Source organism: Flavobacterium dankookense, from assembly GCF_004362665.1.
GTDB lineage: Bacteria > Bacteroidota > Bacteroidia > Flavobacteriales > Flavobacteriaceae > Flavobacterium > Flavobacterium dankookense.
Map to the genome: position 1 here is coordinate 120,161 of NZ_SNXR01000016.1, position 24,496 is coordinate 144,656.

At 30.0% G+C, this 24,496-nt stretch carries 18 protein-coding genes; 8 read left to right on the top strand and 10 right to left on the bottom strand.

Annotation, left to right across the window (positions count from 1 at the left end; all coding sequences use genetic code 11):
* Positions 1 to 58: 58 nt before the first annotated feature.
* The 8 genes from BC748_RS12150 to BC748_RS12185 all read right to left on the bottom strand — a co-directional run bounded on the left by BC748_RS12150 (position 59) and on the right by BC748_RS12185 (position 7,887).
* Positions 59 to 886 (bottom strand): type 1 glutamine amidotransferase, encoded by an 828-nt coding sequence (locus BC748_RS12150; protein WP_133533769.1) that lies wholly within the window; start codon positions 884 to 886, stop codon positions 59 to 61.
* 88 nt (positions 887 to 974) lie between these two features.
* On the bottom strand, positions 975 to 2,084 hold the full coding sequence (locus BC748_RS12155; RefSeq protein ID WP_133533770.1) for a carboxylate-amine ligase: 1,110 nt from the start codon (positions 2,082 to 2,084) through the stop codon (positions 975 to 977).
* Between the two features lie 69 nt (positions 2,085 to 2,153).
* Positions 2,154 to 3,095 (bottom strand): ATP-grasp domain-containing protein, encoded by a 942-nt coding sequence (locus BC748_RS12160; protein ID WP_133533771.1) that lies wholly within the window; start codon positions 3,093 to 3,095, stop codon positions 2,154 to 2,156.
* 309 nt (positions 3,096 to 3,404) lie between these two features.
* The gene (locus BC748_RS12165; protein WP_133533772.1) at positions 3,405 to 4,118 is read right to left on the bottom strand and encodes an esterase family protein; all 714 of its coding nucleotides are present in this window, start codon (positions 4,116 to 4,118) and stop codon (positions 3,405 to 3,407) included.
* Between the two features lie 236 nt (positions 4,119 to 4,354).
* Complete coding sequence (locus BC748_RS12170) at positions 4,355 to 4,750, bottom strand: glyoxalase (RefSeq protein ID WP_133533773.1); 396 nt, start codon at positions 4,748 to 4,750, stop codon at positions 4,355 to 4,357.
* Between the two features lie 78 nt (positions 4,751 to 4,828).
* Positions 4,829 to 6,181 carry an OmpA family protein gene (locus tag BC748_RS12175; RefSeq protein ID WP_133533774.1) on the bottom strand — a complete coding sequence of 451 codons (1,353 nt, stop codon included), beginning with the start codon at positions 6,179 to 6,181 and terminating at the stop codon, positions 4,829 to 4,831.
* A gap of 166 nt (positions 6,182 to 6,347) precedes the next feature.
* On the bottom strand, positions 6,348 to 7,610 hold the full coding sequence (locus BC748_RS12180) for a mechanosensitive ion channel family protein (protein ID WP_133533775.1): 1,263 nt from the start codon (positions 7,608 to 7,610) through the stop codon (positions 6,348 to 6,350).
* The gene (locus BC748_RS12185) at positions 7,603 to 7,887 is read right to left on the bottom strand and encodes a DUF3817 domain-containing protein (RefSeq protein WP_133533776.1); all 285 of its coding nucleotides are present in this window, start codon (positions 7,885 to 7,887) and stop codon (positions 7,603 to 7,605) included. The genes BC748_RS12180 and BC748_RS12185 overlap by 8 nt, the downstream gene beginning before the upstream one ends.
* Before the next feature lie 131 nt (positions 7,888 to 8,018).
* Here BC748_RS12185 and BC748_RS12190 point away from each other — a divergent pair, with 131 nt between their 5' ends.
* Entirely contained in the window at positions 8,019 to 9,548 is a 1,530-nt protein-coding gene (locus BC748_RS12190) for a DEAD/DEAH box helicase (RefSeq protein ID WP_133533777.1), read from the top strand.
* A gap of 14 nt (positions 9,549 to 9,562) precedes the next feature.
* Here the strand turns inward: BC748_RS12190 and BC748_RS14220 are convergent, their stop codons facing one another.
* The gene (locus BC748_RS14220; protein ID WP_162846465.1) at positions 9,563 to 9,727 is read right to left on the bottom strand and encodes a hypothetical protein; all 165 of its coding nucleotides are present in this window, start codon (positions 9,725 to 9,727) and stop codon (positions 9,563 to 9,565) included.
* Positions 9,728 to 9,825: 98 nt separating this feature from the next.
* Between BC748_RS14220 and pelF the strand changes: the two genes are divergently transcribed.
* Genes pelF through BC748_RS12215 form a run of 5 tightly spaced genes read left to right on the top strand, consistent with a single transcriptional unit; the run spans position 9,826 to position 19,697 of the window.
* Positions 9,826 to 11,370: a GT4 family glycosyltransferase PelF gene (pelF, locus tag BC748_RS12195; RefSeq protein ID WP_133533778.1), complete on the top strand. Its 1,545-nt coding sequence runs from the start codon at positions 9,826 to 9,828 to the stop codon at positions 11,368 to 11,370.
* A gap of 50 nt (positions 11,371 to 11,420) precedes the next feature.
* Positions 11,421 to 13,031 carry a polysaccharide biosynthesis protein gene (locus BC748_RS12200; protein WP_133533779.1) on the top strand — a complete coding sequence of 537 codons (1,611 nt, stop codon included), beginning with the start codon at positions 11,421 to 11,423 and terminating at the stop codon, positions 13,029 to 13,031.
* On the top strand, positions 13,018 to 13,827 hold the full coding sequence (locus BC748_RS12205) for an endo alpha-1,4 polygalactosaminidase (RefSeq protein WP_133533780.1): 810 nt from the start codon (positions 13,018 to 13,020) through the stop codon (positions 13,825 to 13,827). Before BC748_RS12200 ends, BC748_RS12205 begins: the two co-directional genes overlap by 14 nt.
* Before the next feature lie 3 nt (positions 13,828 to 13,830).
* Positions 13,831 to 15,807: a hypothetical protein gene (locus BC748_RS12210; protein ID WP_133533781.1), complete on the top strand. Its 1,977-nt coding sequence runs from the start codon at positions 13,831 to 13,833 to the stop codon at positions 15,805 to 15,807.
* Positions 15,804 to 19,697 (top strand): DUF2194 domain-containing protein, encoded by a 3,894-nt coding sequence (locus BC748_RS12215; protein ID WP_133533782.1) that lies wholly within the window; start codon positions 15,804 to 15,806, stop codon positions 19,695 to 19,697. Before BC748_RS12210 ends, BC748_RS12215 begins: the two co-directional genes overlap by 4 nt.
* A 63-nt stretch (positions 19,698 to 19,760) precedes the next feature.
* Here the strand turns inward: BC748_RS12215 and BC748_RS12220 are convergent, their stop codons facing one another.
* The gene (locus BC748_RS12220; RefSeq protein ID WP_133533783.1) at positions 19,761 to 21,383 is read right to left on the bottom strand and encodes a T9SS type A sorting domain-containing protein; all 1,623 of its coding nucleotides are present in this window, start codon (positions 21,381 to 21,383) and stop codon (positions 19,761 to 19,763) included.
* A gap of 478 nt (positions 21,384 to 21,861) precedes the next feature.
* Between BC748_RS12220 and BC748_RS12225 the strand changes: the two genes are divergently transcribed.
* Positions 21,862 to 23,775, top strand: coding sequence for a DUF294 nucleotidyltransferase-like domain-containing protein (locus tag BC748_RS12225; RefSeq protein ID WP_133533784.1), 1,914 nt, complete (start codon positions 21,862 to 21,864; stop codon positions 23,773 to 23,775).
* On the top strand, positions 23,775 to 24,371 hold the full coding sequence (locus tag BC748_RS12230; RefSeq protein WP_133533785.1) for a 3'-5' exonuclease: 597 nt from the start codon (positions 23,775 to 23,777) through the stop codon (positions 24,369 to 24,371). The genes BC748_RS12225 and BC748_RS12230 overlap by 1 nt, the downstream gene beginning before the upstream one ends.
* Positions 24,372 to 24,496 lie beyond the last annotated feature (125 nt).

Below are 24,496 nucleotides of genomic sequence, written 5' to 3' on the forward strand. Positions count from 1 at the left end.
GTATTAAGATTTTGACGGTCAAAATATAGTCTTGATACTTAATACTTTATACTTGATACTAATTAGATAACGTTTTTCTATGTTTCATCAAATCGTTTATTGCAATTCGAAGAAAGTTCGGGATAATCGTTTCATTGGTTTTGTAGATTTTATCTTCGTCCAATAAATCCTCAAGCATGTCGCGGAATTTGGTTTTCCCTTTCATTGCAATAATATTTTCTCTTTTTTCTTTGCTTTTTAGGTTAGCTACAAAGCTCAAGGCATCGGCTTCAGGATGGAATTGCAAACCTACAAATTCATCTGAAAATCGAACTCCCATAATCGCTCGTTCATATTCAACATGATTTCGGATTTTTTCCAAAGCAATAATTTGAGCGCCTTTTTTCTTGAAAATACTCAATTTTGGTTGCACCACTTGATAATCTCTGCTATCAATAGCGTAGAATGGATTTTGCAAGCCTTCAAGAACTGGATCGGTTGTTCCATCTTCGGTTTTATGAATGGTCATTACGCCAAAAGAAGTTGATTTTCGTTTGTTTAATGTAGCTAAACCAAAGTGATGACAAGCCATTTGAAACGAATGACAAATGAATAAGACATGCTTTTTTGTCTTTTGTTCTTTGTTCCATTGCCACAATTGTTCGATAAAATCATACCATTTTAAATCCCAATTTCCGTCACCTTCCAATGGATTTCCTGGTCCGCCAGTGGAAATGTAAATGTCAAACTTTTTAATATCGGGGAATTCATTTTTACCTCGAACATCAAAAATCTGAAACGTAACCATTTGGTTAAATCGATTGATAATGTCTATAATACAACGCATTCCTTGATTAGGTTCGCCATTGTACATATCTAAAACTGCTACACGAATTGGGTTGCTCATTATTTAACTATTTGATGATGCAAAGATAATTTTTTGTTATCAGTTGTCAGTTGTCAGTTGTCTGTTTTTTAACAATTTAATCAACAGTTTATAAACCTCTAGTAAATTCACTTGTAATCATGTCAACTACTTTGGATAAATCTTGGGTTTGTTCAAAAACGCGTAATTGTTTATCAGCTCCAGTTCCTTCATTTAGAATGGTATGAATGTAATTAATTTCGTCTCGACTACCCAATTCATCGACTACATCGTCAACAAATTCGAGCAATTCGTGCAATAAAAGTTTAGTTTCAACTTCTTCTTTCAGACCAAAATCAATCATATTTCCTTCGATACCATATCGAGCGGCACGGAATTTATTTTCTTTGATTAAGGCAATTCGATAGATGTTAAAACTGGTATTTGAAACGGTTAATTTGTATAGTTTTGCTACAATAGCTTGAATAATTGCAACAATACACATGGCTTCATCTACAGTTAAACTCATATCGGTGATACGGAATTCAATGGTATCATAGAAAGGATGCAAACGCAAATCCCACCAAATTTTCTTTGGATTATCAATACAACCCGTTTTTACCAACGTATCCAAATAGTTATCATAAGACTGAACACTATCAAAATATTCCGGTAAACCCGTTCGTGGAAATTTATCAAAAACTTTGGTTCTGAAGGATTTATAACCCGTATTTCTTCCTTCCCAAAAAGGAGAGTTGGTTGAAAGTGCAAAAATATGAGGTAAAAAATACGTTGCTTGGTTCATTAATTGCAAACCAATATCGCGATTTTCTATACCTACATGGCAATGCATTCCAAATATTAAATTAGAACGAGCGGCATCTTGCAATTCATTAACAATATGATGATAACGTGGATCATCCGTTATGGGTTGGTCTTGCCAACGAGAGAAAGGATGCGTTCCTGCACCACCAACTACTAATCCTTGTTTATGCGCAAGTTCGACGATTTTACTTCTTAGAAATCGAATTTCGTCTTTGGCTTCTTTTACATTTTTACAAATATTGGTTCCCACTTCAACAACAGATTGGTGCATTTCAGCTTTTACCTGTTCGTTTAGAATGATTTTGGCACCATCTACAATTTTGGATAAATGAGAACGCAAATCACGTGTTTCGGGATCAATTATTTGGTATTCTTCTTCCACACCAAGTGTGAATATTGGTAATTTTTTTGACATAATTATGACTTTTAGTGTTCAGTTGCAGTCGTAGTTCTCAGTATGTTTACTGATTACTGAGACTGAAAACTATTTAACAGAATCCTTAATAAATGTTCCCCAAGTGAGGTTCATTTTTCCGTCTTTGTGTTTTTTAGCAAAATCAATCGCCATCTTAGCCGCTTCTTCTACAACCCATTCGAAATTTTCAGCACCAACAGAAGTATATTCTGCATCTGGAGCTGGATTTCCAAAATCAATTGCATAAGGAATTCCGTCGCGAACAGCAAATTCTACCGTATTAAAATCATATCCTAAGCCTTTACAAAGACGAAGTGTATAATCTTTAATAGTTGCCATTAATTTTTTATCCATATTTGGGTTTTCAACAACATAGCGTAAGTGATGTGGATTTCTTGGTTCATAAGGCATAATGCGAACGGCTTTTCCACCTAAACAATACACTCTATAATAGTCTTGAAAAACAATTTCTTCTTGTAGAAGCATTACTAATTGTCCAGTTTCTTGGTGTTTTTGCCAAAATTCTTCTTTGTTTTCTAATCGATAAACGTTTTTCCATCCACCGCCAGCATAAGGTTTCATATAAGCTGGAAATCCGATATAGTCAAAAATGCCATCCCAATCCATAGGATATTTTAGATTTCTAAATGATTTAGACGTAGTATCCGTTGGATGTTCGGCTGAAGGAAGTATTACGGTATTTGGCAATGGAACTCCAAGTGTATCTGCCAGCGCATTGTTGAAGAACTTATCATCAGCGCTCCACCAAAACGGATTGTTGATTACATTGGTTCCGGTTAACGCTGCATTTTTTAAATAAGCACGATAGAAAGGCACATCTTGCGAAATTCTATCGATAATTACGGCATATTCGCCACCTTTGTTTTGCACAACTTTGTCAATAGTCACTGCCTCGGCAACTATACCTTTTACATTTTTTGAATTTACTCTTTCTATAAATGCATAAGGAAATGTATCTTCCATTCCGAATAAAATTCCAATCTTTTTCATAATTCTGCTATTAGTTGATTATAATTTATGTTTTAAAATTTATTTACGCTTATTGAATTTTTTATTTTGTTTGAACCAAACTCGATTCGGCTTACTACTTTCTTTGTTTTGTTTAAACCAAACTCGATTCGGTTTATTACTTTCTTTGTTTTGTTTAAACCAAACTCGATTCGGTTTACTACTTTCTTTGTTTTGTTTAAACCAAACTCGATTCGGTTTACTACTTTCTTTGTTTTGTTTAAACCTAACTCGATTCGGTTTATTACTTTCTTTGTTTTGTTTAAACCAAACTCGATTTGGTTTATTATTTTAGAAAAACTTAATTCTAGATAAATAATGTGGAAACATTTCTCTCCAAACGGGCCAATCGTGCTCACGGTCTTGACGAATATCAAGCCAATGCGGAACGTCTTTTTGAGCTAGGACTTTGCTTAATTTTAAATTGGCATCAAAACAAATATCCCAATTGGATGTGCCTAAAATAATATCCATTCGCCAAAGTTCTCCATCATTGAGACCATGCAAATAATCTTCAGGTGAATTGTAAAACACATCATCATCCCAATGACCATCCATAAAACTTTTGATGGAAAAAGCGCCGCTCATTGAAAACATATGGCTAACATAACCAGGATGACGAAAGGCGAAGTTAGCAGCATGATATCCTCCAAAACTGCAACCTGCAACAGCTACTTTTCCGGCATGAGTATTGTTTTTGACACGTTCTACAATTTCGTGACAAATCATTTTATCATACCACATGTGATTTTGAATTCTGTGAACAGGATGAATGTTTTTATTGTAGAAGCTATCTTTATCGATACTATTAGGACAAAATATTTGAATTAAACCTTGTTCAATATACCATCGTGCGCTTTCTATTAAACCTTGATCTTTATTTTCGTGAAAGCTTCCCATAGAAGTAGGGAATAGGATGACTGGATAGCCTGCATGACCAAAAACAAGCATCTCAATTTCACGATTCAAATTAGGTGAGTACCATTTAAAATATTCTTCTCTCATAAATGTTAATAGTTTTAACAATTATAATGAAAAAAACTTTGTGAAATCAATAAAAGTTTGATTTATATTAAGTTTTGCGATAAAATATTTAATACTATTTAGTTATTAAAAAATCTATAATAAATTCAATGATTTTCAATGAAGATTTTAAGAATTGTCAATAAATTGGGATAAATCCAATTAGTTACCTAGTGACTATTCCTATAAAATTTAAAAATTCAATACGTTTAATGTTGCTATTCAATCACAATTAGTTGAATTTGACTTTTTAAACGTTCGATAAGCATATTCATCATACGTTTGTTTAGATTGGAAGAGTTCTGAATGTATTCATTGTATTCAGTAACGGTAAAAAGTCCGATTATCATTCCTTTTAAAGAGTTTCTAAATTTAATATCTCTTTGGATAACGTTTTCTATGTAGGCTAGTTTTTTTTCTGGTGAAAGTGAAAAGAAGACGCCTTTTTGCTTAACGGCATGGTTTATAAAGACAGCTACGAATAAATCGTTTTGGAGTTTTAAAATTGGTCGAAGTGTTCTGTTTTGGAATATTTCTTCGATAGATGATTGATTGGATATTGTGCCTAATGCTTCACCTCTGATTTCAAGGACATGGTTATCTCTAGCTTCCATTTTTTCTTTTAAAGGTAAAAAAAATAACCTCTGTAAATTACAGAGGTTATTGAAGTTATTAAAAACTAATTGTTAATATTAGTTTGTTATTTTGAATACTACTTTACGTACTAAACGTCTAGCGTAGTCAGATGTTTTATCAACTGAATCATCAACACCGTTTCCTTTGATATTTAATCTTGAAGGATCAATACCAGCTTTAACTAATATGTTTTTCACATTTTCAGAACGATCGCTAGAAAGTTTGTCGTTGTATTCGCTGCTTCCTACAACGTCAGCATAACCTATGATGTCAACAGTTTTTCCAGGGTTTGTTTTTAAGTAGTTTAATATAAATCCAATATTATCAGTTGAAGCATTTGTTGGTTGACGTTTGTCAGTGTCAAAGTAAGCAGCAATATATCCGTCATTTATTAGTTTTACTAACATTCCATCGCTAACAGCTACTGAATTATTGTTGTTTGTTATTGAATTATTTACATATTTCTCTAACTCATCTGGAACGCCATTGTTGTTCATGTCAACCATTCTTCCTCTAGTATCAACTGCAACTCCTGGGAGAGAATTATTTTCAGTATCTAGATAATCTGGTACACCATCCTTGTCAGCATCATTCATTAGGGTTTCAATTTCACCAACTCTTTCATCAAGCGCTTTCATTTCTTTAGATTTTTTATCTTCTATGATAGCCCAATCTCCATGTATTTTTTCATTTCCAAAGGAAACAGAAAGTCCAAGAGCAGTTGTATACATGCTACCAGTTAAGTTATTATTTGAAGCTGAAAATGAACCATCCCAATTGAAATGTTGTCTAACATTTGAATTAACACTGAAATCAGCAAAAACACTAACGTTTTTAAATATTCTAAGCTGAGGAGTTAAACCAACAACAATTCCACCATTATATTCTTTTTTACCTTTATTAATTCCCATTTTTGGAGACATTTGTGAACCTTGAAATCCCAAATGCATTAATAATCCAAAGCGACCTGCTTTTTCTTCGATATTGAATAAACGAACTGTATTAACAACACCTTCAAATGTCAAACCAATGTTTTGCATTTCAAATGGTAAACTTCCAGAACCTTTTTGATCTGTTAATAAATCATAAGATAAATGTGATTTAATACCAAATGTTGGGCTAATCATATAACGACCAGCGATACCAAAATGGTTTATATCAAAACGAATGTGTGCATTTGGATTACTATAATAATAACCAGTTGCATAAGGTTTTGTTCCTTTGCTTTGTCCGAAGTCTACTTCAATAGACCATCTATTAAAGCTATCGTATACAATTTCTTGATCTGGCTCAATTTCTTTTAACTCTTTGTCTTTCTTGCTGTCTGCTTTAGTTGTTGTCGCATCTTGTGCATTTGAAGCAAAGGAAACAAACAATAAAGTTACTAAAATTAGTAGGTGTTTTTTCATAAAACGAAATAATTTGAAAATATATAATAAATTGTTAAAATCGATACAAATATAAAGGTTTAGAATTAATAATCAACATTTTTGACTATTAATGACTGCTTTGAACAATATCATTAGAAAAAATGAAAAGAAAATATTAATTGATTATCAACTTATAAACAAAAAATTAATTGACAAAGCCATCACTTTTGTCAGAAGGCATTTCATAAATTTCTAAATCAAAAAATCCTATAGATGCAAAAATATGATCAAAAATGTCAGCCATGATGTATTCATAATTTTCAAAACGTTTGTCGTTTGAAAAAGTATAAATTTCTAATGGAATTCCATTTGCTGTAGGCTGTAATTGTCTGCAAAGCAATATCATATCTTGATTTAATCCAGGATGCTGAATTAAATATTGTGTAATATATTTTCTGAACAATCCAAAGTTTGTCATATTTCTACCGTTGACTAAAAGTGATTTATCAATGTTGTGAATAGCATTGTATTTTTCAATTTCTCTTTGTCTGTTTTCAATATAGTTGGCAACTAATTGAATTTTTTTCATTTCTTCCAATTCGGTTTCTGTCAAAAAGCGAATGCTATTGACTTTAATTAAAATGTGTCTTTTTATTCTTCTTCCATCAGAGTCTAACATTCCTCGCCAGTTTCTAAACGAATCCGAAATCATGCTATACGTTGGAATAGTTGTCGTAGTGTTGTCAAAATTTCTAACTTTTACAGTCGCTAAATTGATTTCAATCACATCACCATCAGCGCCAAATTTGTCAAAAGTTATCCAATCTCCAATTCGAACCATATCATTTAAGGAAACTTGAACACTAGCAACAAAACCAAGAATAGTATCTCTAAAAATTAATATGATTATGGCAGAAATTGCTCCAAATGCACCAAGCATTTTTCCTGTATCAATATCAAATATTTTAGATATAATAATAAACAATCCAAAAATCCATAAAACAATCATTATCACTTGGATATAGCTGTCAATTGGCTTATCACTATAAGAAGGATTTTGCTTTAAATGGTCGCGAAGTGCATGAAAAATTGTCTTAATAATCCATAAACTTAGTAGGACAATATAAATTCCAACAAGCTTACCAAAAACGGATTCCCAATAAACAAAATTCTTTAGAATAATTGGAACCGATTTATAGATAAATAGCAATGGTATTAAGTGAGAAATGTATTTAGCAGTTTTATTTGTAACCAGTAAATCATCGAACTTTGTTTTTGTTTTCTTAGCTAAAACAACCATAGAAGTTACAAGTATAAATCTGAATATAAAGTAAATTATATACGCAATAATACTCATCAAGAGTATATTAACAAACAAACTCAAATAGGCAGAAATAGTTTCTCCTAATTCTAATTTTTTTAGAAAAGGATAACACCAATCAAATATTTTTTCGAGTTTTTTATGCATTTTTTATGTATTTCTTTTCAATGTAAAAAGTTGCAAACGGCAGGAGCGAAGCTAGTAAAACGATAAATAAGTCTTTTACACTCCATTTTTGGCTTTTAAAAACTGCTAATGCCAAAATCCCATAGGCTATGAACAAAACACCATGTGCCATTCCAATTGGATATAATAATGATTTGTATAAATCTAAATTATTTGGCTTAATAACTAACATATTGAAAAATAAAACTAGATATGAAATACCTTCAGCTATAGCGGTAAATTTGAAAATTTTGATCATAAAATTAATTTTATGCAAAGCTAAGTAATAACTTTTGAATACTATTTTTAATGTAATAAAAACGTTAATTTTTAAATTGTGGAAAGTTAAAATGATTTTTAGTATTACTTTTGCAAATTAGCACAAAATAGATGTCAAAAAACGATATTATTTCGGAAATCGAAGAAAGAAAAGAACTCTATAGTTATCAAGAAAAGGATATTAATACCATTTTTGATAGGTTAGACAATGCTCCAAATAATTATCATTTATTATATCAATTGCCTACTGGCGGTGGAAAAACAGTAATTTTCTCTGAAATTGTTCGTCGATATTTATCAAAACACAACAAAAAAGTTGTAGTGCTAACACATCGAATTGAGCTTTGTAAGCAAACCTCAAAAATGCTTAAAGGATTTGATGTAAAGAATAAAATAATCAACAGCAACATCAAAGAATTACCCGATCAAGAGGAGTATTCTTGTTTTGTGGCAATGGTTGAAACCTTAAAAAATCGATTGAATGATGAAAAATTATTGATTGATAATGTGGGTTTGGTAATTATTGACGAAGCGCATTATAATTCCTTTAGAAAATTATTTAATTCCTTCAAAAATTCATTTATTCTTGGAGTAACGGCAACGCCATTGAGTTCGAATATTAAGTTGCCGATGTATCAAAATTACAGCGAGTTAATTGTTGGAGATACGATTCAATCTTTAATTGATAAAGGGTTTTTAGCAAAAGCAACGACGTATAGTTATGATGTTGGTTTGACTTCCTTAAAAGTTGGAATTAATGGCGATTATACCGTCAAGTCATCCGATGATTTGTATATGAATATGATTATGCAAGAAAAACTTTTGCATGCGTATACTGAAAAATCATTGGGTAAAAAAACATTGATTTTCAACAACGGAATAAACACTTCGTTGTATGTTTATGAAACGTTTAAAGAAGCTGGATTTCCTATAAAACACCTAGACAATACCACTTCTGTTGAATATAGAAAAGACATATTGGCTTGGTTTAAAAAAACACCCGATGCAATTTTAACTTCCGTTGGAATTCTAACCACTGGATTTGATGAGCCAACGGTAGAAAGTATCATTTTGAATAGAGCTACAAAATCTTTAACACTTTATTTTCAGATGATTGGTCGTGGTTCAAGAAAATTGCCTAACAAGGATAACTTCATCATAATCGATTTAGGAAATAATGCTCTTCGTTTTGGACTTTGGAATGAGCCAGTTGATTGGCAACATATTTTTAAGCATCCAGAGTATTATTTAGAAAATCTGAGAGATGATGCTGAAATTGAGCGAAACTTCAATTACACTATGCCTGAAGCAATTCGTGCAAAGTTTAAAAACACAAAAGACATTAGTTTTAACGTTGAAGAAGAGTTTAAAAGCAACTTAGCCAAAAATCTTCGTTCAAAAGTGGTTTTAGAAAAATCTATTAATCAACATGCTACAATGTGTGTTGATAATGCTGAAGAATTGACAGAAGCTCGAATGTTATCAAAACTTTTATCTGATGACATCGAAAGTCGTATCGTTCAGTTTGTTAATTGCTTGGGCAAAACCAGTAAAAACTACAGAGAATGGCTTATTGAGGATTATAAAACCAATTTGAGTCTTGCTATTGGAAAAAAATACAGAGAACGACAAGTTTTTTGATTTTCACGACGTTTTTAGGTCAAAACTTCATTCAAAATTACTCCTTCCATACTATAAAACAGTGATTTGTTCCATTTTTGGTCGTGCACTACATCGATATATTTTTCATGTAAATGCAGTTCGTCGATAATATTTTTAGGTTTAACAGATTTATTGTCAGAAATAGCTATTATTTTCAATTTCGAAATAAATTTGTCATGTTATTATTAGTCAAAAATAATCGACACAAGAAAAAATAATTTTAACAGTTGTTGATTAGATTATAAAACTGAATATCATGGAAAAAAAGTACGATGTATTATTGATTTTAGAAGGAACTTACCCATTTAACGGAGGCGGAGTTTCTACTTGGTCACATATGTTGTGTAATGATGTTAATAATGCTAACTTTTCATTATATTCAATTAACGCTAATTTTGAGTTGAAACCTAAATACGAATTAGGCGAAAACGTTAAGAATGTAATTCAAGTTCCACTTTGGTCACCACTTGAACCACAAGAAATGGTTGACTATGGTAAAAAGTTTTATAAAATTGTTCGAACTAAAGAAAGATCTGACGATAAAGATTTAGTTGAGAAATTTATTCCAACATTCAGAAAATTAATTAAAAGTATTTATTCTGATACCAGAGTTGCTTCAGATTTTGATGCTATCATTTATTCAATGTGGCAATATTTCCAAACACATGATTACAAAAAAACAATGCTTCATGAAGAAGTTTGGAAAACATTTTGTTCACTTGTAAAAGAAATAATTTCAAAAGACAACGAGAAAGCAACATTATACGATTTGACATTAGGAATGCGATGGATTTATCGTTTTTTAATTCCACTTTCTATTGATGTTCCAAAAGCTGATATATCACATTTAACTATTTCTGGATTTCCAGTAATTCCAGCTTTAGTTTTAAAATACAAATACGATACTCCAATTGTAGCAACTGAACATGGTGTTTTCATCAGAGAAAGACTTATTGCTATCAATTCATCAGAATATTCATTTTTCTTGAAAAAATTATTAATTCGTTTTTCAGAAAGTATCACGGAATTGGTTTATTACAAAGCTGATATGATATTGTCTGTAAACAAGTTCAATATGATTTGGGAAAAAATGTATGGTGCAAACCCAGAAATAATTGATGTTATTTACAATGGAGTTGACCACGAATTATTTGCTCCAGCTCCAAAACCAGAAAAATTTAGAGATGTACCAACTGTAGTTGCTGCTGCTAGAATTTTTGAATTGAAAGATGTAATCACTATGATTAAATCTTGTGGAGAAGCAAAAAAATCAATACCAAATGTTCAATATTTGGTTTATGGTGATAACAATGCAGTTCCAGAATATACAAAAGAATGTAATGATTTAATTGCTGAACTAGGACTTGAAGACAACTTTAAATTAGCTGGATATCATTCAAAACCTCACCAATTATTTTGTGAAGGCGATATTTCTATCCTAACATCAATTTCAGAAGGATTTCCATATACTGTTATTGAATCAATGAGTTGCGGAATACCAGTTGTTGCAACAGACGTTGGTGGTGTTTCTGAAGCATTAGATTCAAGTTGTGGATTTATTTGTAAACCAAAAGACCACGTTGAAATTGGAATGCGAGTTGTTGAATTACTTCAAAACGAAGAGTTACGATTACAAATGGGTAGAAATGCTCGTAAAAAAGTAATTGAAAACTTCACCATTGATAAATTCATAAAAGGTTATGAATATGCTTATGAGAAAGTAATGACTCAAAAAGAAGTTCAAGTACCACACCCAATATTTATTCAAATGGAAGCACAAGAAGCACAGGAAGCTTCGTAACCCTTTTTTTTATATAAAAGAGTTTTCATTTTTGCCCTAACCTACCTACAATGAAAAATCACTTTGAAAACATAGAATTTTTGATGCAAAACATCAAAGATAAGGTTGGTAAACCTGTAAGTACCAGAGTAGTTATGGCTACTATTGAGTCTTTAGGTATTCGCGACATCGATGTTCCAGAGGATTTTGGTTTTGAATCTATTAAATCTTTAGCAGATTATATCTTCAGAGAAATAAATGCACTTCCGGATTATCAGGATATAAAAAATGTAAAGGAACGAGAAGAAATAAAAAATCATAAAACAATTCAAGTTTCTGATTATCTCTTGGTTAAAACCAAACTTTTTGCAAAACATTATCCTTTAGGAATTCTTCACCTTTTACCCGTTTTTCTTCAAATTGCAGCCATTATTTTATTTGGATATTCGCTTTGGACCTATGTTGGGTTCAATGAAATTCAATCAACAGCTGTAGTCCTTGGCGTAATGGTTGGTCTTATTGTAACTGGTGGTTTTGTTCAAGTTATTGGAAGGCAAGCTACATTTTATTGGAATTATGACGATTATGAAATGGTTAGTAAAACGGTTTTCTACCTTATAAAAAAAGGTACAATAAGCTTGTTATTTGTCATCTTTATTATCTCTTTTTTTAATATTTTCTTCCATTTATTTCCCTTCAATCTTTTAATTGTCATATTTACTTATGCTTTTTTGATTGGATTATTACTATTAGTTTTTGCACCACTGCATACAATAAAACAAAGATGGGTAATTTCAGTAGCCATTTTATCTGGAACTGCATTAGCTGTTTATGTAAAATCGCAAACGGTATTGTTAATCTATGTAACACATTGGATAGGTATTATTTGTGCAATAATTATAGCTTTAGTTTTTCTAAATATTTTCTTTAAATATAAAATTAGAAAAAATCAAGTCCATACTAATATTAAATTTAAAACACCAATTTTATTATACCAAAACTATAAATATTTCTTTTATGGAACTGCGGTATATATATTCATTTTTATTGATAGAATTCTAGCTTGGACATCAGATACAGAAGGTAAATTGCCTTTAATTATCTATTTTGAAAAAGACTATGAACTTGGAATGGATTTAGCGATATTGGTTTTTCTTCTGATGACAGGAGTTTTGGAGTATAGTATTGTTTCTTTTACCAAGTTTTTGGATATTGGTCAGAAAGTAACATCTTCTGATACACCTGAAAAGTTCAATAAGCAATTCATGAAAATGTACTGGTTCAATATACTATTGCTTTTTTTGACATGTGTTTTGATTTTTATCCTGATTTATTTTCTAATAACTGCTTCTTGGGGTTACAAAGGTCAGTTCAATCAAGTATTGGATAGTGTTAGTATTCGGGTTTGTATAATTGCGGGAATAGGTTATTTCTTCTTAGCTTGGGGAATGTTAAACTCGCTATATATGTTTACCCTCGGAAGACCAAACCAACCTGTAAAAGCAATTGTTATATCCTGTTTTATAAACATTATAGTTGGATTTATTTTAAGTAGATTTGTTTCTTATGAATTTAGTGTGATTGGAATGCTATGTGGATCAGTCTTTTATATGCTTTTCACATTTGTTGAAAACAGAAAGTTTTTCAAGAACCTCGATTACTATTATTATGCAGCGTATTAAGTTTTTCCTATGGCTTTTGCCTTCGATTTTGATGCCAAGTACTTTCAGTAAAAACGATGAAAAGAGTACTGTTCTGTTTTGCTACGGAAAGGTTAAAGCTGAAACTATAAAAAATTATACTTATGCTATTTTAGAACCTTTAAATTATAATAGTGCAGCAATTAAAACGATAAAAAAAACAAATAAAAATGTATTAGCTTATATCAGTTTAGGAGAAGTAAACAGTCAAGCAAAGCATTATAAAGAATTAAAAGATATAGTTTTAGGAAAGAATAATAATTGGGATAGTTACTATTTAGACTTGAAATCAGAGAAAACAAAAAAGACATTATTATCATTATTTGATGATGCTTTTGAAAAAGGATTTGATGGAATGTTTTTGGATAACATTGACAATTTCACACAATTTGGACCACAAAAAGCAGATAAAAATGAATTAATCGCTTTTTTAAAATTGATGAATAAAAAATATCCTGGGAAAATATTTTTCCAAAATGCGGGTTTAGAATTATTAGATCAAACGAATCAATTTATAGATGGAGTAGTAGTTGAGTCTGTGGCAAGTAGTTTTACTTTTAAAGATAAAAAATACAGTTTACGAGATAAAAAAGAATTTGAAAATTATATAAAACGAATTAACGATTTAAAAAGTAAATTCAAAACACGATTTGTATTAGTTGAATATGCCGATACAAAATCATTGTATGACAAAATAGTAAACCGATTAAAGAAACATAATTTAGATTACTTTATCGGCAAAATTGATTTACAAACAATCCCTAATTTTAAGAAATAGATAATGATATATTCAACTACCATAGCACTTGGTTTCGTTAGACTTTGTCTATTGGTTTTGGTATTGTTCTATCTTAACAGAAAATTTGTCAATTATCATAAACCCGAAAACATCTTTGATTTCATAGCAAATCAATGGTTTAAATACGGTAGTTTATTGACTATTTTATTATTTATTTTAGTACAACTGGGAATTTATAATCTTTTTAATGTTATAATAATATTTGTTGTTTTTATCTTCATTGATTATGTTGGAATTCGTTTGATTGGTAAATCACTCGCTTTTGGAAGTAATAAAATAAAACAAAAGACATTTGAACTCATTAAAAATGTCGAACTTGAAAAAAAATGGTCTTATTATATAAACACTAGAACAAGTTCAAAAACTAAGAAAAAGCGTTTGTGGATTTTATTACTGTTAGTAACTCTTGGTTTTATTACTTTTTTTAGCCGATATTATTTTACAAAATATGATGTTTATGCGCTTTCTAATCTTTGGATGCTTGAGCTTCAAACGGTTATTGATTTTGATGGACAACGTTGGTTTTATAATGGAGTAACACCTGTTGGTGAATTAGCTTTAATCAATTTTTATAGCAAAATTTCGAGTATTTCTCCAGAAATAGCTCTAGAATCAATGGGAATTATTGAATCAGTGCTAATTGGAATATTAATCTTTTGGTCAGTAAGTAAAATAACTGCTTCAAAATTAATTGCACCAATTGTTGCCTGTTTATTTTTTGCGCTTTGTTATGTTCTGTCACCAATAAACATTTCATATATATTGCAACACAAACCGATGTTTTTAGCTCTCTCAATAGCTATTCCAGGAATGGTTTTTTATCTCAATCCAAAGTTGCTAAAATTTAATAAGCGTAACTATTTCTTGAACTTTATTTTTGCCTTTATCGCTATTGGTTTAATAGATATATTCACTCTATTGATAATGGTTTTACCTTTTTTAGTAATTGGTTTTTTATTTTCAAAAAGACAATACAACGGTTATAATTTTATTGTTTTAAAAGCCTTTTTAATTGCTACCGTTTTATTATCAGTTATTTATGGAATGTCTTGTTATTTCTTAGAATATGACTTTGAAATGTTTTTAAATTCTAGTTTAATAGCAGCAAGTTCATATACTTATTTTCCTCATTTAATTTTGCCGTATAATGTTTTGATGCTTTACTATATCTTAATTTCAATCGGATTGCTGCTTTTTTTATTGATTTTGACTTATGGATTTAAAGAAAACTGGCATGAAGCATTCTCATTTTTAATATTGTTTATTTTTTTAATATTATTAAGTAATGTAAATAATGAGTGGATTGACACTGAAATGGTAAAACAGGCTATTGCTATTTACATTCCAATTTTCATAGGAATTTTGGTTGCCGTTTTATTGAGAATAACGTATCCAATTTATAAAAAAGCAACAGTTGTAAAACCTTATTTTGCAGTTGTTTTAATCTTTGGATTAGTGTATTCAGCGATTTATTTTCAAGAACCTGAATTCAAAAAAATAAAACAATCTGATACAACAGCCAGACTGATTTTAAACGCTTATGAAAATATTTCTAGTGAATATTTTCCTTATTCTTATGCTGTAGTTAATGCCTATTCAGCACATGCAATCAGCACAAATCAACACTTTTTCATTAACTATGAAGATTTCTTAGAAGACTATTTGCAAAAAGATCATTTGTATTATAAAAACATTAAAAATAAAAAATTCTTCAGAGAAAATCCTGATTATGTTTTGCCAAAATGTGTCATCGTTTTCGTTTATAAAAAAAAGCCACAAAGTTTGACCTCTATTGATGAAGGATTTGAATTTAAATCGGAATTAGAACGTCAACTTCAAACTTTAAGAAATAGAGGAAGAAAAATTGAAATAATATACAAGAACGAAGCTTTCGATGTATATGAAATCATAAATAAGCCCAAAGAATCGAGATTGAATGACTTAATCTATAAGATATGAGAAATAATTTCACCTACTATAAAAAGAATATTTCATTTTTATTTATAACAGTTTTTGTTTTGATATTATCTAGCTGTGGAAAATTAGAAAAACTTTCCGAGTCGGATGAATTTGATTTTTTTAATTCAGATAATGATGATAGAGAGCTAAGAAGATACAATAATGAAACTCCTGACAATCCACCATTAATTCAATTTATAGTAGATAATAATGATTTAGAAAACGTAAAAACTTTTAATCACATTAAAAAAGTTTGCGATTATACAAAATTAGGTATCAAAAGTGTTTCATTAAAAGAATGGAATTCTGGAGGACAAATTCCAGAATCAATAAGAGTTTTAGGTTTTTATGACACTAAAAAAATAAACGTAGCAACAATTGAAAAAATTGTAGATTTTGTATCAAAAGGCGGAACACTTTACCTTCCATATAATAGCGAAGATACAAGATTTTCATTTTTAATCGGACTAAAACCAGAAGCCGATTTAGCTATCGATATTGCATCAGCTGGCTATAATTTCAGAATTCCAATGTTGCCTAATTACAAGGAAAAAAAGTTTGGAAAAGAAATTATTTTCTATGGTTTGAAAAGAAATAATTTTATTGAAAATATAAAAATACACGCCACAGCAGCAAATAATGATTACTATCCGCTAATCACAGAAAACACAATTGGCAAGGGAAAAGTCATTTTTTACAATACTACAAATTATAACGAGAAGTCAGATAGAGGTTTACTTTTTGCTGGAATTTTAAAAGGTTTAGAAGGAATTCCATATCCAATCGCAAACGTAAACACAATTCATCTTGATGATTTTCCATCGCCTGTGTATGATGTTATGCAAGAACCAATTGCATCGGAATTAAAGCAAAGCCTTTCGGAATATGTTTATAAAACTTTTTGGCCAGATATGGTTAAACTAGCCGATGAGTTTGACATAAAATATGTAGCTCTAACTACTTTCGACTACGATTCAAATATCCAACCACCGTTTTTATTTAATCAATGGGATAGCGAAAAAGTAAAAATAAAAAACAAAACAGAAATTCTGAGTAATTGGATTTCTAAAGACATTTTAAGAAATGGACATGAACTAGGTTTTCATGGATATAACCACGTTTCTTTAGTTAAAGAAGATTGGAAAAATCCAGAGTTTATGCGTTTAGCTTTAGCCTCAGCTGAAAAAAAATGGCGAATTAATGGTTTTGGAAAATTACCTATGACTTATGTTCCACCCTCAAATCATATTGATAAAACAGGGATGCAACAATTAACTAATGGAATGCCTTCAATTAAATTTATGTGTAGTATATATAATGGGGATTTCAAAGAAGGTGGAAACAGAGAATTTGATTTTGATCCTCTTGAACCAAAACTGTTTGATTTCCCTAGAACGGCAAGTGGTTTTTATTTAAAAGAAGATGCCAATTTTGCACTTAATTCGGTCTATTTATATACAGGAATTTGGGTTCACTTTGTCCATCCAGATGATGTTTTTCAAATTCCAGGCGAAAATAACATGAGCCAAGGAAATTATTCGTTAAGAAACACTGAATCATTAGGTTGGTATAAAACAAAAAACTCTAATCGAGCTATGTATCCATTATTTAAAGACCTAATCAAAGGTATGACACAACGTTATCCTCAACTGCGTTTTGTTAATGGTGTTGATGGTGGTTTTCTTGTAAATGATTGGCGAGCATCTAAATTTAAACATACAACTGGTGATGGAGAATATTTAGTTCAGGAATTAAATAACGAAGAGTCTATAACAGAAAATCAATATTGGTTTTTGTATGGAAGTAATGAAAATGCTAAAAAAATAGAAACACAGCTTAAAAAAGAAGAAGCTGTATTCAAAAAGACACCTTTTCTTGAGGGATATTTATATTCGGTTTTTACAAATAATTCAAAATTAAAAATGATTGATTTGAATTATAAAACTCCAGAAGAAAAACTATTACTTGCTACAATTCAAATGGATGCTAGAGCTGATTATGCAGAGCATACAAAGAAAGTTATCGAATTTAATACAGTGCAAGTTTATGTTGATACTTCGGAAGAAGATTTCAAAAAAGAACTTGAAGCATTGAAACAAAAAATGATTTCAACTCCTAAAATAGATGCAGAAGTTTGGAATAAATATACCAAATACATGACATGGGAAGACAAAGGAAATGTAGTTTGGAAAATGCTAGACGAACATGTAAAGAAATTTCCAACTGCAGAAAACGTATTGTATTCAATTGAATTGAATAAGATTGTTGATTATCCAACAGAAATAGAACGAGAAAAATGGTTACGCATGCAAATGCTCGCTAAACCTGATGACAAATCAATTCTTAGTGATTATATCGCAAGTTTTAATTCGCCAGAAAATAAGGAAAATATCAAAGATGCTTTAGAAAAACTATTAAAAATTGACAATTCTCAAGAAACTAAAATACTATATCTTGAGTATCTTCTTGATTATGAACCTGATAATGCTTTGAAATTCCTTGAAGATATTGAGCCATCAAGTGAATATGAAAATTTGGCTACTCAAATTACATGGTTGTATGCTGATAAAAATAATTTGACAAAAGCATTTGATTGGTCAAAATATAGTAAAGAAGTTGATTTTGTAACTAAAATGAATTGGTTAATTGAAACAAAAGCTAACGAAAAATTAATAAAAGAATATACGGAACATATTGCCAAAAATCCCGAAGATTATGCTGCAAAGGCATTAATGAGTTCTTATTATCATGAAAATGGTAAATTCAAAAACGCTTGGATAATAGCCAATTCTTTGCCTAATGATGTTGCAGAAAAAGAAACACTTAGAGCAACGCTTAATACAGATGTAGTATATGAGCAACGAGATTTAAAGCTTGATTTAGCAGAAAACCATTCAGAGTTATTTTATCCTAAAGTTTTAGAAGAAATTCTAAAAAGCGAAAGAAGAGAATTTGGAAATTACTTAAATTTAATAAGTTCTTTAGAAACTAATAGAGAAGACAATGCTGCAGTTAGTAATGTGCTTTCGTATAATATTTTTGACAAGAAATTGAATATTCACAGTATCGGAGCTACTTTTAGTAAAATGTATGAATTAGATCAAGAGATTAAAGATCCAACTCATAATATAACACATACATTATTTGGTTTAGAATATAAATTTAAGAAAGCCGTTATTGAAAATAAAATAAACTATTGGACATCGGGTAGATTAGAATATAGTGATCAAGATAAATTATTTTTCCAATATACTGCTGGAGCCAATTTCTCCAAAGACAAAAATTACAGGTCGTTAGAACTAAAAATTGCTCCTGCTGAATCTGGTGGCGCTCACAGTAAAAACATTTATCGTTTTCAAATGAATTATTTCCAAGACATTTATTTATTTAAATTCTTGAATGCAAACATTGCTGCCGAAGGGAATTTCTATAATAAAAGTAGTTCTATCAACACTAATATAAGTACTGATGAAGCTTATGAAGGTTCTATTTCTGCTAAAATATTTTATGATACAGGAAGTCAGCCAAAATATAAATTATTACCATTTATAGAAAGTTTTTATTCGCAAGGTTCATTTGCGGATAGAAATAGATTTGAGTTGCTAACAGGTTATCCATTTTGGATGTTGGATGATCGATTCTATTATGGTGGTGGATTAGCATTTAAAATAGGGAAGGAGCAAGATGATTTCAATATGAGAGTTGAAGCTTCATATTTCTTAGACGATTTTAGTGATCATTTCGAAAGATTTAGCGGAATATTTAATTATTTACTTTTTGATTACACTGAGATTTCCATCAATGCAGAATTGTTTATTCAATCTGAATATTACTCAAATGCAGTTCAATTTGGAATTAAACATAGTTTGAAAAAGCGCAAAAAGAGATAAAAAAAATCGGAGCTAAGAAAATATATTTCTCAACCCCGATTCAAGTGTAGGTATCTTTATATCTTAATGTTTTACTATAATTCTTTTAGTAGCATTGATATTACCATTCTCTAATCTAATCATATAAACACCGTCAGATAAACTTTGAGTATTTATTGAAATTTTGTTATTATCAACGACGTTAGTCACTATACCAAAGTTTTGACCAAGTGTATTGAATAACGTAACTTTGAAGTCAGAGATATTTTCCATTTCTACCATCATTTCTTCATTTGCTGGAATAGGATAAATTACAGGATTAATTCTATTATTATCAGCAATAGAAAGTGCTTGAGAGACATTAACTCTAGCATTTAATTTATTGTATCCAGTTGTAGACTCCCAAACATCATTATTAGCAAAACGAATTGAGAATTCAGGTCTATTACTTAAACCAACAGCCTCATCTGGAAGATTTAAAAATAAATCATAATTTCCTTGAGACATATTAGATGGTAATGTTATGTTTTCATTTATAACAATTTCACCAGAACCGTACCAAAGTTGTGGATTCGAAGCTAACACAACAGAGTATTCTTGATTAGTAATAACGTTTCTCAAAACAATGTATGCCTTTCTATCATTGTAAATAGATGCAAAACCAGTATTTTTTAATCTTATATTTATTGATAAAGGTTGTCCTGAAGTGGCATTAGCTGGAAATAAACCTGAAGTTAAATTAAATCTATAACCAAGTCTTTTTCTTATTTCATTAAGACAATTATTTTCTCCAAACTCTTGAATAACTTCTGGATAATAATCAATATTCATGTATGACCAGTGGAATTGTGCCATTTCAGTCAAACCAACATCACAATTAGAACGATTTGGATCAAAGTCACAAGTTTCTCCACCCATTGGAAGAAATTTTGTTTCTTGCGCTAAGTATGGATATTCCGTTGCGGTATTTGTGTAAGTGCCAACATCAGTATCATCAGAAAGAAAACAATCATTATGATGACCAACTCTAGCAATATTAGCTGTTGACATTGCTTGTGATTGAGTAATAGCTGTGCTAGTATTAAATAATTTTTGTTTCAGTTTCGGAGTTCTAATTTGAACGGTTCTATTTGTAGGAAGTACATTTAATAATGCATCAACAATTTCTTTACGGTTTGCATAATCAGTAGCAGTAGGGTTCATTCCAAAATGATCCGTATAATACCATTCACCCCAAGTACCTATGAAACCAGCTTGCATAGTAGCAATCACATCCGAATTGGTTTGTAAAAGAGGAGTTAGTTGCTGAATATGAGAAAGCATTTGTGCTTTTGAAGCATCTCTTTGTCCGAGAGTTGTTTGTCTTGAATAAGCAAAACGTACAACACATTTAATACCAGCATTTCTAATTTTATTAAAGTCATTTCGCATATTATCCAAGTAGGACTGTGAAATAGGTGTATTTAAAAAGTCACTTAAATAAAACACTCTTAATATTAAAGTTATCTTCTCATTATTTCTATAATTCACCAATGATGATTGTGTCAATGGAGAATAATTGGCTGAATTTGTTTCAGTGTGATGATAAAAGCCTCTTTCCGGATTTGAAAAATTTTCCGTTGATTCAGTATAGCTAACTGATGTTGTCTGTGCATTTGCGCTTAATGTTAGCAAAAATAATGCAATGAAAGTAAAAACTCTTTTCATAATCGTGTAGGTTTAGTTTAACTTAAAATTATTTAACTTCATTTCCACATAACAAAATTGGATTTGGGAAACAATAATGTTACAATGCAAATCTATATAGATTAAATGCAATTTTAATCGATTAATGGTAAAAATTTGCGTCAAAAATCGATGAAATGCAAAAATAGCTTAATTTTATAAGAATTATTCCTTAATATAATGTATATTTTGTAAGTTTTTAATTATTTGAAAAACAAAAAAGTTATTAACATACACGATTTCAATTGTTTATAAGTCTGTTTTAATGCTTTGATTTTTAATTTTATTTATTTTTATTTATCATATTATAATTTATTTTTTTGTTTTCTTAAACATCAAATCAATATTATTTTGAACTATAATTTATATTATGTAAAATAGAAAATGTTTATAAAAATAACCTAACTTAGATGCTATACTACTTATCTTCACTATTTTTGTAACTATAAAATTATAATTTATGAATAGCGTAGCTGAGAATATTGCTAATTTTTTAAAAGAATATCCACCTTTTAGTCATTTAACTTATGATGAACTTATTGAGGTTAGCAAAAGTATTGGTGTTATCAATTTAGAAAAACATAAAACTTTATTCAAAATTGATGATAAGCTTCATGACAGTTTTTATGTTGTAGCTTCAGGAGTTTTAAATCTATCATTTATTGCTGATGCTGAGGAAACTTTATTAAATAAATGTTATGCTGGTGATGTTTTTGGATTAAGACCTTTCTTTGCCAAGAATAATTACATGATGACCGCAAAAGCACGCGAAGATTGTATTATTTATGCTATTCCAATTAAAGTATTTAAACCCTATGTTTCTTTAAATGCCAATGTACTTGACTTTTTACTTGAAAGTTTTGCTTCCAATACAAGAAACTCATTTGATAAGGAAAATAGTGGAAAATTGGTAACAGATAGTATTTATAACGACCAAACTTCTGGCGAAATTCAATATTTTCAATCATTAAGTTACAATAAAATACCTTTAAAAGTAAGTGTAAATTCTATCGTTAAAGAAGTGGCACAGCAAATGACCGAAAATTTATCTAGCAGTGCAATCATTATTGATAATAATTACCCTATCGGAATTATAACTGATTCAGATTTGAGATGTAAAATTGCAAATGGTAGATTTCCCCTTACTTCTACTGTTGAAAAAATAATGGCTTCACCTGTAATTACCGTTGCCGAAAATGTGTCTGTAGCCGAAGCTCAGTTGTTACTTTTAAAACATAATGTCAGTCACCTTTGTGTTACTAATGATGGTTCCGACAAGTCTGAAGTTAAAGGAGTAATATCTGAACATGATTTGGTTGTGGCGCAATCAAATAATCCAGGTGTTTTAATTAAAGAAATAAAGCGCTCATTATCGGCTAAAGAATTAAAACAAGTTAGAGAAAAGCTCACTGATTTAATTCAAACTTCTATCGCAAAGAATATTCCTTTACAACACATATATAATATATCTGGAGAAATAATTTTTGCAATAAATAAACGTGCTATTGAATTAGCAATTTTAGATTTAGGTTCACCTCCAGCCCGATTTGCATGGCTAAGTATTGGTAGTCAAGGTAGAAAAGAACAACTATTATTGACTGATCAAGATAGTATTTTAGTTTTTGAAGATGTTGCCGAAGATAAATATCGTGATGTTAAAGATTATTTCCTAAAACTAGCAAAAAGAGCTATTTCTATATTAGAAAAAGTTGGCTATATAAGCTGCTTAAACGGTCATGTTGCAAGCAATATGCTTTGGTGTAAATCATTGACTGACTGGATTAAACAATACAACAATTGGATGAAAACTCCAGGTGAAAAATCTAATGAAATTAGTAGTATATTCTTTGATTATGAAATTGTCTTTGGCGAAAACAAAATTGAGGATACTATTACTGATACTATTTTTAATAATGCCAAAAACAATAATCTATTCTTTGATTTTCTTGGTAATGATGCTTTGAGAAAAAATCCTCCACTCAACTTTTTCAAAAAATTCAATTTAGAAGAAGAAGGCGAAAACAAGGATAAGTTTGACATCAAAAATAAAGCTATCATGCCATTAGTTGATGGCGCAAGATTGTTTGCCATAAGCATGAATTTAAGAGGAATAAACAACACTTATTTACGCTTTAAACAATTGGCAATCACTGATCCAAAAAACACCGACACTTACATAAATTGTGCTGAAGCATTTTTAGTTTTATCAAAGTTTAGAACTCTTGAAGGTTTAAAAAATGACAGCAATGGCGATTTTATAAACATTGAAGAACTATCTAAAGCAGATAGAGAAAAGCTGAAAAACGCACTAAATCCAATGAAAGATTTAGAAGAATTAATCAAAGATAAATACCAACTAACTCAATTTTCATAATGTTTGACTGGATAAAAAATATCAACAAAGAATATCCTGAATTTTGGAAAGAATATCTAATGAAATTCAAAGATAAATCAGAGCGATATGTTGTGTTAAATACCGAAACAACAGGTCTTAATCCAAAAAATGATGTTATTTTATCATTTGGAGCTATTGGTGTTGTCTCTGATGTTATAAAAGTTAATGATACTTTGAATTTAGTAATTCTGCAGTATAAATATCTACATGACAATGGTTTATCAAACGAATTTTTGATAGAAAGCAAACAGCCAAAATTTACAGAACACAATGCCATTGAAGAACTTTTGAAATATATCGGAAATGCAACACTTGTTGGACATAGAATACATTTTGACATTGAAATGATAAATGAAGCTTTGGAAAAAATGGAGTGTGGAAAACTGAAAAATGAAGCGCTAGATATTGAAATAATGCATCAAAAATTATATGACATTACCAATAAATCTTTTTCGTTAGACGAATTGATTAAAGCTTATAAAATTCCGCAAAGTGATCGAAATTCTTCTCTAGATGATGCTTATTCCATTGCATTGTTGTTTTTAAAACTTAAATCAAAATTAGGATTTAAATAAAAAAACCCATCATTAGAGGTGATGGGTTTTACGATCTGTCAAAATCAAACAAAACAATAATCAAACTATTTTTCCTTCATAAATATATTCGTGTAATATTTTCTTCCTGTCTCAGGATCGATAGA